Consider the following 13051-nt stretch of genomic DNA (forward strand, 5'->3'; position numbering starts at 1 on the left):
TATTCTCGTATTTTATTAATTTCATTGTTTAGTAATTCTAGATTTCTTCTCCTTCCCCTACATCTTATACTTCTCTTTCTTTTCTTTTGGCCCTTATTTTTTCCAACGCTCTTTTCGCGGCAAGCTTCCCATTATGCATTCCCGTTTCCGCGATCGTTCTTAGCTTATCTCTCGCCGGAACATATTGATGAAAACCGAGTATCTCGCAAGCCCGTTCCTGAACGTACATGTCCTCGTCATCCACATAGTGAAGCAACATATCAAGCGACTCGGACGGTGTTAACGCCATAATCGAGAATATATACTGGCATCGTATCTCTTCATCTATCTCTTTATATTCATCAAGTATTTTCTGAAGTGCTTGCACGGCCTGCAAATCCTCTTGCTTCTCCTTTATCGTACTGTCTGTAGAAGGATAGTCTTTCTTCAAATCATGCCAGTCGGCAGTATCATCTTCCTCTACTGCATGAATAAATGTATCTATACTTCGAAAAGCCGGGGAAAGATCAGTTTCCTCATGGTCTACATAGCATACTCTATATTTCAGCGGACCGGAGATGTATATAGCAACATAATTTGAGTGGTCATCTGTCCAAAACGGGCAAATATCCTTATATACATTATTCTCACGTAAATATGACAGAAGCTCTATGATTTCATCGCCATGCATCAATCGTAGAAAGAATTCATTTTCTGCTTGTTTTCTAGCATGGAGACGTAAGCATTCCATACTATTTTGCGGTAAATGTAATTGAAGGTTTTTATTAATTTCATCGATTCCCAAAAACATTGTCCCCCTTTATTTGTTTGTTTATCAACCGGAAAGCCTGCCAATCGCTTGAACAGACATCAAGTTGGCAGGCTTCGGGTGTTTGTTGTTATCGCTATACTTTTATTTGTTCTAGAATGTTCGGATCTTTTATCTTTGTATCATTAGCAAGTAACAGAACTTTAGATAAAATTTCTGCGGTCTTCGGATCTTCATCCATAAACGGCAGGAATAGCCTTCCTCTATGCTGGGAGTGCACAGGGATAATATGCAAGGCACCGCCTGCCTGTCTGTGAACGATACCGCTGCCCAGGTGAACTGTATATTCTCCAAGCTTTCCTGCGATATGTGCATGGGAGCCTTTTACTATTACATTTTCTATACCGAGCAGATCCAGTGTTTCTACCGCGATAGCTGCACGCATTTCGACGGTGGATAGACTAGCTTCTGGATCAACGCTTCCAGCATGTGCTACGCTTACTACCAAATCTACATCACGCATCACTTCCGAGAAGATAACTTTTGGTATATTCTCTACCGGTATCGGTTTGTAGGTTAGCCTATCAAAAAATTCGACTGTTTCAAGTGTGGGGGCTTCTACGTCAGCCGGAGAGAACCAGTCAGCCAATGCATACAGCCTGGCGATGATGTTTTCCTTGTAATATACTTTTTGCAGCCCCTCCTCATAGCTTACTGTCCATAGTCGTCCCTTGAGCAGCGCTACTGTCTTCTTAGGCTGAATTTGATGTCCCGCATACCGTCTAGATATTGTCGCTTCTGCAAGTTCATCCTCATTCGGCCTGTACAGCTCCCTAAATACTTGCTTAAACGGCTGTACGATTTGTCTTTCAAACAAATCCTTCTGGTATAAGCTCCATTGTCCGCTCTCATATAGGTGCACTGGATGGGCGATATAAAGCATGGCATCAGGTTCCGGCTCACAAAAGCTTCCAAATGGCGTCGTAAGGCGGCCATTTTCTAAATATCCAAGCGTGTCACCAGTCATAAATACGAGATGTTTGATAAGCGGAGCAATAACAGGGTTCTCCTGCAGGTTTACGAGCTCTTGTAATGTAAAGCCATTTTCGGCTTCCATTGCACGTTCAAGTGCCAATCTTGCCCGTGTATATTGATCCTTCAAGGATTTCTGGATGTCTCTTAGCTCCGTAACATACGTATTCTTTTTCAATTTTGTCGGAACACCCTTCAATTCCTTGCCGTTTTTTATTGCCTTAATCGATGCTTTTCCTTCCTCATTAATTTCTATATATAACTCAGTTCCCTCGATCACCTTTGGAGACAAATAGGGCATAATTTCTTTAATTTTTTGTGTCTCCATATTCCATGTAAGTCTTGTCACATCGCTGTAGCCTGCATTTCTTGCGAGATTTCCTAGTGCGATTGCTGCGGTTTTAGCTTCGCTTTCCCTTCTTTGTGCGCCGAACTGTTTGCTTTCTTTCAAAAATTCCTGAATGCATTCATACCTGCGCAACGTCTCCTTGAGCTTGTCTTTTTTTATTGGAATCAGACTATAGCACAGCAGATGATCTTTATTCCGTTTTTCTTTTATGGATTTTTTCATATCCGTAAGCTTTAGCTTTCCAAGAACCGCATCGGCAAATAGCTGTGAGCGCCTGTGGTTCGCCCCGCCAGAAATATACTTGGCCGCCTCATACAGCAGCTCAAAGCGTTTTTTGCCCAACGTCTTATACGCATCATTAAACCAATCTGTATCGAAAGCTCCATCATTAAAGTCTGCTGGTACGATAGGCGAATAATGGGCAACGATCGTCTCTTTCTGTGCCGAGAAGCCTTCATTCACATGGGCTTGGAAATACCACGCTGCACTTCTCAGTCCTTTCCAGCCCAGGTACTTTTCTACAATATCAATCCATTGCGGTGCATACATGGCTGCTTCTAGCAATCTTTTCTCCGATATGCTTCTACCCTTCAACAGCTTTTTCAATAACTTTTCGTCTTCATCCTGTTTCGGGTAGCATACCTTCAGCAAATGGCTGAAGATTTCTTTCTTGGTCGGGTTTTCGGAAATATAATTATATCCCCTTACAAAAGTCTCGCTATTCATACCGACCAATATGTCTACGAAATGGGTCATTCCTTCATATCGGACTATTTTTGAAGCCAGGGAGCTAACCTCAGTAGGCAGGTCACCTCTTTTTAATTCAATATCGAGAATCCGTTCCACCACAGTATGTTCGAATTCCTTCATGAAAGGAAAACTTTTCAAATGCTGATTTCCTCTGTAGCCTTCCCCTTCAGGTGTGGTAATCTGTCTGATGTTGTCTCCGCTGCTTTGTCTGCCCATCAATTCCTTATACATTTCATCGGTGTCGATAATGCCCTCATCGTACGCTCTAGCAAAATCAGTAAAAGAAAGTGAAAATTTATAGTAGGGTTCAAAGCTGGTATTTCTATAGTACGTATAGCGAATGTAGAATGATTCCTTGAAGCTTTCGGTATCATATACATTGTTATTCATCCAACTAAGCCAGAAGCTTATTTCATTCGCATCTGTCACATAGTCCTTACTGTACCAATAATATCTAGATTCATCCTGCTTGCTGTATGATTCCGTGAATTTATCCTGCGGAACGTGTAGGGTAATATACTTCATCATATCCAGAGCTGCCGCAAATACTTCCTGCTTTTCGAATTCTCCCATAAGTGCGCTTAATATGTTTTGAATATGGGTACGATAATCCAATGTTTCCAAAAAGGCGCATATGCTTGTCACCTTTTGCATAGGGAAAACATTATGTAGAAGCGTATCGAACCACGGCTCACGTTCGATATCCTCCTCGATCTGTTCATAAAATTGCAACTCCAGCAGTTGACGATAGCCCAGGTTATGATCTTTAAGAAACCCCCGCCAAATGTCCGGCAACGGATAATTATCGATCGCTCTTACTTCCTCATCTTCTGCCCGGTTCCTTTTTATCGTCTGTATGCTATAGGAAGCACCGAGTACAACTTTTGAGCGGCTTCCATCATACATCTCGACCTCATACTCATAATCCCTATGCTGATAGATGAGATGGTATAGGTCCGTGTAGAGCGTTTTTACTTCATCCTCTGTCAGCGTGAAAATATGCTCCGGCGAGAAATCTTTTGTAACGGTAAGCGGCGGAACCATCACCTCGGCTGAAGGATTATAAAGTCCGAAGCCATTCTCCTTGCTGTATTCCGGCTTATCGGTTGCCAGCAATTTTTCAATAAGCACCTGCTCCTTTTCAGTCGAATGCTTCACCTGCTTAATAAGCTCCAGACATGCATCATAGATGGATGCGAAGCTCTCCTTCTTTTCAATGCTGGAGATAATATCGAGCGCTGCCAAACGCTTTTGTTCGTTTTTATCAGCTATAAGTCTCGATGTAACGTCAAATAGTGCATCGGCATCAAGCTTCAGCAATAGCTTTATACTGGCCTGCCGAACGGTACCCGTTTTCAGAGACAGGAGCTTTTCTACGTTTGAAAACTCAGCCGGAGACAATGTCAGTGAATCAATATGCTTCAATGCACTTTCGCGATTGGGCATACTCTTATCACTTAGGGAAGCGAATAGAAATGCTCTTTGTTTTTCAGTTTTCGGTCTTGCAACAAAATTACACAGCACATTATACCTTGTATCCGCGCTCATCTTATCTGTATAATCCAAAAGCTCGTCCGTTAGTGTATCATTCATATCATAGCCAACTATGTACAGCATTTTTTGTGTGAAAAAGTCCTCTGTTAGCGTTACATCTATCCAAGGAAATACGCTTTCCTTAAAGGTTATTTCCTTCTTAGGCATCCGGTCTACTATGCGTTTTAATTCGTCAAATTGAATTTTCCTCTCAGCAATGTCAGCCGGCAGGCTCGTTTTATGTCCTGCCTTTGCATAGCCTTCCTCACTATACTGGTAAAGGGATAATGTAGGATAGTTTACCAGTATCCAGTAAAGGACCTCTTCATCCGTTTCATTTAAATATGTATGGGACAGATCATACATAAAATCTGAATAGCCGCTTTCATTTAGAAAATACAGTCCTACCAGCTTTTTATGCTTTTCTTTCCCCGCCATGAATCGTTCGATAATCGGCTTTGTATCTTTGATTTCTCTGACAGCTATCGCCCATAGCGCCATATAAATGTGCATACTGTCTCTGCTGTTTATACATTCCTCTAAAAACGTGTGATCGGTCAAGCATCTATAACCTGTCTCTATACATTTTTTAGCAACAGCAGGCTTCTGGGCCTCAATGCCAAGACCGGTCCACACATCCAGCGCCCTCACTACAGAGCTATATCTAATCAAATCATGATCGATGATAATTTTGAGCATATATAGAAAAGCATCCATGCTTGCTTCATCAATTTTTTCTACGATGCTTTGGCGTAGTCCTTCCTGAAGCCTCGCTGCTATAAGAAGTTCTCCTATCATCGTATGAGCAACACGATTTTGACTCATCAATAATCCTATAATCATAGAGTGTGACAACAGGGCCGCATTGTTGTCGCTATAGATAATATTTCTGAGCGCCTCAATTACTTCCGAATTGTTATCATCGATTTCAACTGCAATCAAATCTGGCAATACATAATAGTTAATCTCATAGTTTTGTACTGTGAGATAGTCCAACAGAGAAAAATCGTATTCGTACAGATGAAGTACCATACGCAACTTGTCGAGATTTTTATCCAAATAAATGCTTATATCTTGTTTTGTTCTAAAGCTTCGTCTGTAATAGCCCTGGGCATACGAATAGTCCGAAGCCCGATCCCAGATTTTTTTGAATTTCACTGCCAGTTCCTCGCCAAACAAAGCAAGTAAAGCGTTAAAACGGCTGCCGGAAAATATATCTGCAATGGTAGTAGGCTCTGTTTTTATGAGCAGGCTTTTCAGATGTTGCGTTTTTTCCATTCTGTCCGCATATGTACACGTAGCAAAGTCCAATATGCTTACAGCTATATCCCTTTCACTGCCACTTAATGAACGGGCTGTAGCATACAGATTTTCAAAGTAATTTTCCTTTTTATCCGGTTTCATTATGCTCCTCCTCTACCACATTCTTCCCGCAAGCATTGTTAACTTGATAAACACTAGCCGGTCATTTTCCTGTACAGTTAGCTTCGTATCCAAAGATTCAATTTCCTGTTTATTTATGAGTACCTTATACAATCCGTCTTCAAAGGCGAGCAAGGCCCGCTCGACTGCCTTTTGCTCATCCTCTTTCGTGGCGTTGTGCTTCTCTGCAAATCCAACCTTGCCCAGTGCCGCTTTACTCTCCAGTTCTTCTTCAGTGAGGTACATGAAAATCGCATGTTCACCAAGGCTATCATTGAATTCCTTTACGCTTGCTATCACGATTTCTGTTATCAATTGACGTAGCGTTTCCGGTGAGCTAGCTAACTCTATCTCTTTTTCACCGATATAGCTCTTCCTTTTTCCGAGCTGCTTGACTGTAGCATACACTCTCATACTCCCACCCCGATTCTACGTTTCTTTAAATGGTACCGCTCCTATATAAAACATTCTTACGCCATCGATTGTTACATCGAAAACATGCCCATTGTACGCGAAATCATAAATTAAAACAGTTGTATTCATTTTATATAACAGCTTGTCGTCAATACGGTTTAATAATGCCGGTAATATACTTTCCCAGTAAGAATGTCCTGTAATAAGGTCCGTAAGGAAGGATGTGGATTCCCTGAATGAGACTTCGACAAAGTCTTCATCAATGTACGTATCATCCATGCTGCTAGCCCGCACAAACTCAGGAGCCAATGCATTGCCATCTTCATCATACACATATTCCATAAGCGATTCTGCTTTTTCCTGCTCGTCCGCTATGCCAACCCATATTGAAACCATTTGAATTTCTTCCATTCGTTCATCCTTCCTCTCTCATTCTTATCAGCTCGAATAAAGAGACAGATAGGTGTTATCGAATTTTCGATTCAGCAAATCCTCCCGACGGATAAAAAAGTGGATGACACCGCAATCCCACCAGCAGAACCCTACAGGATCACTCGAATCAACTTCAAGCAGCATAACCATCTCATTAATCTCTTGCTGTGCCTTCTCCTTATCTCCGTTAAAATGCTGAACAAGTTTATCGATTTCCTCTTCCTTGTAGCTGTATTCCTCTCCGGCAACGATCATTAAAGCCGCTTCGAGTTCGCAGTCATCATGCTGTTCCTCCGGATAACCGTATAGGTGCCCGATATAGCCTTCACCTTTGTCAAACAGCTCAAGCTCCATATTGCCGTACCCGTCATACAAATCATCGTCCTCAGAAATCTTCTCATTGTTCATATAGGCGTACGTCGGCAGCTGGATAGTTTCTCTAGCTGATAAACGGTACGACACGAATTTGCCGTATGCTTCTTCCAATATCGAGGCCTCATCTAGTTCACGTTTTGCAAGTTCTACCGTATGTTCAACATATATGACCTTATGTTCAATATTGTAGGCCGGTTCATCTAATCCCATGAAGAAATACAGTATACCCGTTTCCGGCAACAAGTCTTCCTTATCCAATAGCTTAATATCCTTGAGATTAAGCTGAGCAATGAACGTCATCCGTTCTCCGTCCTCTGTTCTAGGCCATTCCATGTCTCTAGGTAGATCAGGATATCCAACAATCCGTGAGTTTCCAATTTTCTCGTACGTTTCTTCTCCCAGAAGGGATAATTGTATGGAGCTTCGGGCACTTTCATAGAGATATTCTTTGCATTCTTCCAATCCGTTTTCCTCAATTAGCCTATCAAGCGTCTTATGATCAAATTTCATGTATATATGCTCCTTATGATTCTTGTCCATCGCTTTCCGTAAGCAGTTGGATGTACTGACACACATAAAAATAACTTTGTGCAAGCGCCGCTAGATTCGCTTGCACATCCCCCCATACGTACCGCCTGCCTTCGACAGCAAGATGTGTTAGTAGCTCAGCCAAAAAGTCCATGTTTAGCTTCTTGGCCTGATGGCTCAACTCTTCGAGTTGCTTCACATCCTCTACATCCAATTGTCCAATGCCTTTTAGTAAAATTCGTTCTAGCCAATCATTAACATGTCCAATCCATTCCTCCATTACTATTGTGCACTCCTATACATCTAGCTTAATATTCGTTAGCATGGCACCCTTTAAAAAACTAATCGGATAATAGGCCGTGCCATAGCGTTGTATTGTAATATAAAAATCACGGAGGTCCCATAGCTCTCTGCTTTTCTCCAGATACCGAATTCTGTCTGCCCATTCCTCCGTATATGCGATGGTTAAGTCCAATGTATTCCCATGCTTATCCTCGACCGTCAATAACAGGTTTTGCGTTGCTTGCTCAAACCGGATATCTTTGATTTTTTTCGCCTGTAGAAGCCGTACTTCATCCCGCTTACTTTCGAATAAATTACGGGAAACGCCGGTGGTCATCTGTCTCCAATCTGTAACAAGATAAGGGCCTACTTGTACATCCTCAATATTCTGTCGCTCCAGTATACTGACGAGCGTTTCCTCACTCGCAGACAGACGCTGTTCATGGTTAACTTTACAATTTCGCAGCATAATATGGGATTTAGATACATCATGCATGGTCATTCCGCCGCTCCAAGCAGCCGTTTTCCTGTATTGTTCGGTAAACCGAAAGCGTGCATCCTCGTAATACACGGGACGGGCATCCGTATACGTATAGATTTGTTTCTCCTCTGGCGCATAAAAATAATACGTAATCCCCCTATATCCAGAACGTGTTTCCCATGGATTGGCACCGAGAGCATACAGTTCCAGACGCGGAATCGTATAATACTTGCTTTTAAAACGGCCGATAACCTGTTTCATCTGCTCTACGGGCAGCTCCTTTTCTAGTGCAATCATGCTGACATATGTTTCTGTCAGCCGTCTTAAAAAAGTCTCTTTCGAAAAACGGACATGCCTTTTGAAGAAAAGGTCCAACTCTCCGTTCAGACCCCGGATTCCCCGTTCCAGGTTCGGCAAATTTCCATTATGAGCGGCAATCGCCAGTACTTCCAGACGGTTGCATATACCTTGTGGAAGCTTAGCTAATCCGAAGCTAATAATTTCTGTGAGGATTCGTTTGCAATCCTCTACTACGTCCATTGATACGTTCACATCCGCCTTCATCACTGGCATATCAGTAACATGATATGCCAGACGATAGCGCAGGAGCGCCTCCAGGCGATGAATACAGCTTTCTTTTGCCTTGCAACTGCATGTACTTGACCCCAAACTTGCTTCTTCCTCAAACGTAACCTCTATGTGCTGTTCCTTCAATTTAATCGCAAGAAATCCGCTTTCCCTTATCTCGATTTCCTCCGAATAATGCAGTCGAAAAAGCACTTCGTCCAATTGTGCTTCACTGAAATGCTTGCTAATATCCTCTGTGGATAACGCTAAAAGCCAGGTAAAATCTCCTTTTCTTTCTTCTGTCACTAATTCCTCAGTTTGCGTATAGTAAAGAATAGCGATAAGTACATGCTTACAAATGTTGTCGGACGGGCAAGAGCACGAAAACGCATCAATACGGTCCTGAAGCTGACAAAGCGTTCCGTCATCAAGCGTGCAACTGACATACTCGTCTGAGAATTCATAATGTACGGTGGTCCCTTTCTCGATTTCTTTTACCGCCCGCTTATACAGACCTTTATTGGCATGCGTAGTTAAGTATTCCTCGCTGCAAAGCGCAATAAATTGTTCAAACCGTTCCTGTACGTTTGCCATATACACCTCAGCCATTCATCTGCTATTTTTCTGTTGCCCGCATAATGTCATACAGTGTTTCACTGAATACACGAGCCGGAATTGTAGCTATATCGAGCCGGGATTCTTTCCTGTAATAATGGTAGCGGTCGAAACGGTTTCTATAAAAGGCCAATTCCTCTAAATGAATATCTTCCATCCCTTCGTAATAGCTAATGCTTGTACCGCTAAACAGCAACTCGACAATAATACTGCCGTACTCTTTATAAAACTCCGTGTAAAAACCGGCATCCTGTGGAACACCCTTGTACCAGCCCAGTTTCTCCATCCGGTTGGCGAAAGTACCCGGTGCATACTCGTGTTCTGTAAAACGGGTTACTACTTTCGTTTCATATTCTTCCTCTGTTGGTAGGAATAGCGGACGTTCTAATTGGATAAACGGCTGAGTAATCTCGTAATCTTCCAATTGAGTCCGCCATGCTTCCAGCACCTCTGGCGTAAGCTCAAGCGGATGTACCAGACCAATTCGCACATCTTCCCGCCATTCGTATTCTTCCTCATCGCTCGTATTAAATGTGCCATCCTCCATATAACGGAATGTATCCTGCAATTGGTCTTCCTCATATACGCCCCAGATTAAACCAATCGCAAAGCTTCGCATTAATACATTGTTCACAAACAGGCTTTTCCAGGCAGCTGTACTCCACAGTCGATTGGTTGACAGAGCATTCTCCAGACGCATGCCCTGGATTTTGACAGCGTTTTTCAATTCTTTTTTAAGCAGCTTCATCTCTTCACGAGCCTGCTCCGCTAACTCTGTATCGTCCGTTTGCGTCGGTTTAGGCAGGTTTTTTAGTATTTTGCCGTTTTCATCATTCGTAATGACAATCTCCAGTTCATTGTTTACCTTTACAGTAAACGTACGTTGTCCGTAATTGAATCTGCGTATACCTGTCTCATCAAAACCCAAATTCGGGATAAGACGATCTTCTAACTCCTCCGGCGTGATATTCAAATGCCGTGCTGCCATCAATAGCGCGTCTGCTGCTGCCTTCTTCACCTGACGATTTTTGATTGTGTGCTTGAGTTGATCAATCGTACGCAGAGCCGTTGTGTCCGACATGAAAGCAAGTGCCTTGACAGCTTCAGAGGCGATAGCCCCCCGACCTTGTTCTGCCCACTCTTTGATTTGCTTGGCCAATATATCGACAATACGGCGATCACCGAATACAGCGCAAAGGGGCAATACCCATTTCTCTTTGGCAGGCGCCCCGCTATCCAACCATGCCTGAAGGATACCGATAGCAAATTCCCCTAAAGATTGTGGAGTAGCATATTCTCTTATCTCTATCACTTTAGGACTAGGCTCCATTGCGAAGTCTACTGAATGAGTAAGAATATATTCTTTTATTTCCTGGCTGAATGGCTGTCCGGATTGTTCGATTAAATTTGGTAATTGCTCAATTGCCAGCCACTTCAAACGCGTTAATTTACGTTTGTCAATCATCTTCGCTATATTCGCATGCGCGTTCGCGAGACTTAGATCTTCCGCTTCGATGAATTGCTGTAACAGCTCTATAAATTTCTTGTTTTTTTCATTCGCTAACAATTCACGATATATGTCTTTATAGCCGTCTATATTTCGCAAAGCATCAAGTGCCAATTCTTTCACTTTGGCTTTCTTTTCAGTTTTGTATACGTGTATATATAGCTCTTTGTCTTTTGTCTCCATAAATTCGGCAATAGCAATCGCATTTGCTTTTTTCGCTGTATCATGCAAGCCAAGCCGCAGTACTTGATACAACAAGGTTGATTCAAGCTGATTTTTTTGCTCAAACAGCGTCTCCAACACAAGTATTCTTTCCTCGACGGGTAGCTTTCCATAGATAGACAGTACGCTTTCTTTATTACTCATAATTATTTTTTTATAATGGTCGTCCGTAAATTTGCTCCAATAATAGGATCGGAAATCGAATATATTAAAAAGAAATTGCTCTGTATTCACTTCAGGATCGTCCATATAGGCTTCCATTAAAAGTGTCAGCTTGTCCGCGAACGAATTGCAAAAATGGCTAAGCAGCCTGACATAATTGTAGTCGGTTTCTTCATAATGACTGAATAGGATGAACAATCTTCGGCAAAATTCATGTTGGGCTTCAAAGAAGCTCAGCAACAATATCGCATCATGCAGTTTCGAATTTAGCACCTTCTGCCCCAGTGCTTCCTCTAGTGAGATACCGCCCGTTATATAACGATAAAAGGTTATTGCATGCTTGCTTTTCGTAAACATAGCTGGTACAAAAAACGCATCAAGATTAGCTGCATGGTGAGACATGTCTATCCCTTGTTTCCGCATCGTTTGGTAAATATATCCTTTAATCATCGGATTAGCGACAATACACAAAACCCGCTCTGCTTTCTCCGGGTTTTCCGTGATACTTTGTTCAGCCGTATCCCATAACATTTCATCCTCTCTAAATAGAGCGAGCAAAGACAGAAGCAAAAGATACGGTTCAGTTGCCGGTAAAATACCAGCCAATACTTCCTCCATATACGCTATCTGTTCGCCTTGTGGTATATCCGATAAGAGAAGCGTATCGATAAGATCGAGCGGGATTACATCATACAGCACGGCTAAAGCATCGAGTAGTTTTTGATCGCTTGCGTCTGTGTGACGCAAAAAGTTTTCTTTACTTCCGTTCAGGTTGACTTTATAAAGTAAGCCTGCACATAACAGTGTGACATACAATTTATACTCTTTAGCTGGTAGTATTTCTTTTCCTATCTGTTCTATGCCGGGATATACACTCTTTCTAACATGTTCTATGTTTTTCTTCCGGAAGGCTTTTTCTAGTTCTAGATAGGTGATAGAACTTCCGTTTGGCAAAAGAGATGTGCATAGTTTCTCAAGCATGCGCTCCACTTCTGTAACAACTTCTGCATGATTTTCTGTAATAAGGTGATAGATGAAAGGATGGATATCTGCTTTCATCATCTCCAAATACGAAGGATTCAGTAGAGAAATAACTTTACATTCAAGCAATAAATTGACCATCTCAATCGTTAATTTCGCGGACCGTGGATAGCCTGATGACCGTGCTACTTCGGCTTTTGCATCCTTTATAAAATGTTCCACATACATTCGGATAGCTTCTTCTCCGAGCACATCCTGTACTGTTTTTAACTTTTCCGTCCGCTCGTAAAGCTTGGATAGGATGTCTTCTTCTCCATGCAGTTTATTAAATGTAAGGTATTCATCTATGTATAGGAAAATAACATCCATTTTTCTGCTTTGAGTGTCATTCATATGATAGAGCACTTGCAGTGCACGGAAGTATTCTGCTTCCATTCCTTGCTTCCACATCTTTTTCATCGTTGATTCAAAATCGTACATATACATACGATGTTTTGAAAGCTTCGGAAATACCTCCCGTTCTCCTGCTACATAGTCTATAATTTGCTCATATTGCTCGACATCCATTTTGCACTCCCGTTTACATACCGTAGCAAATGCCGTAATGAGTGGTGACTGCTTGCTTTTAAATAACATATCCATTCCCCTTTT

8 protein-coding genes are annotated in these 13051 nt (G+C 42.0%); all 8 read right to left on the reverse strand.

Going from position 1 to position 13051, the window contains the following annotated elements; translation table 11 throughout:
• Positions 1-64: 64 nt before the first annotated feature.
• Positions 65-784: a HEAT repeat domain-containing protein gene (locus AF333_RS17910; RefSeq protein WP_043068613.1), complete on the reverse strand. Its 720-nt coding sequence runs from the start codon at positions 782-784 to the stop codon at positions 65-67.
• A 100-nt stretch (positions 785-884) separates the two neighbouring features.
• Positions 885-5816: a DUF4132 domain-containing protein gene (locus AF333_RS17915; protein WP_043068612.1), complete on the reverse strand. Its 4932-nt coding sequence runs from the start codon at positions 5814-5816 to the stop codon at positions 885-887.
• Between the two features lie 12 nt (positions 5817-5828).
• Positions 5829-6242, reverse strand: coding sequence for a hypothetical protein (locus AF333_RS17920; protein ID WP_052520374.1), 414 nt, complete (start codon positions 6240-6242; stop codon positions 5829-5831).
• A gap of 21 nt (positions 6243-6263) precedes the next feature.
• Positions 6264-6659 (reverse strand): immunity 22 family protein, encoded by a 396-nt coding sequence (locus tag AF333_RS17925; protein ID WP_043068610.1) that lies wholly within the window; start codon positions 6657-6659, stop codon positions 6264-6266.
• A 27-nt stretch (positions 6660-6686) separates the two neighbouring features.
• Positions 6687-7565, reverse strand: coding sequence for a YwqG family protein (locus AF333_RS17930; protein ID WP_043068609.1), 879 nt, complete (start codon positions 7563-7565; stop codon positions 6687-6689).
• A gap of 13 nt (positions 7566-7578) precedes the next feature.
• Entirely contained in the window at positions 7579-7863 is a 285-nt protein-coding gene (locus AF333_RS17935; protein WP_043068608.1) for a hypothetical protein, read from the reverse strand.
• Between the two features lie 15 nt (positions 7864-7878).
• The gene (locus AF333_RS17940) at positions 7879-9522 is read right to left on the reverse strand and encodes an SWIM zinc finger family protein (RefSeq protein WP_235496563.1); all 1644 of its coding nucleotides are present in this window, start codon (positions 9520-9522) and stop codon (positions 7879-7881) included.
• 7 nt (positions 9523-9529) lie between these two features.
• On the reverse strand, positions 9530-13036 hold the full coding sequence (locus AF333_RS17945) for a DUF4132 domain-containing protein (RefSeq protein WP_074715362.1): 3507 nt from the start codon (positions 13034-13036) through the stop codon (positions 9530-9532).
• Positions 13037-13051: the final 15 nt, after the last annotated feature.

This window comes from Aneurinibacillus migulanus (genome assembly GCF_001274715.1).
Taxonomy (GTDB): domain Bacteria; phylum Bacillota; class Bacilli; order Aneurinibacillales; family Aneurinibacillaceae; genus Aneurinibacillus; species Aneurinibacillus migulanus.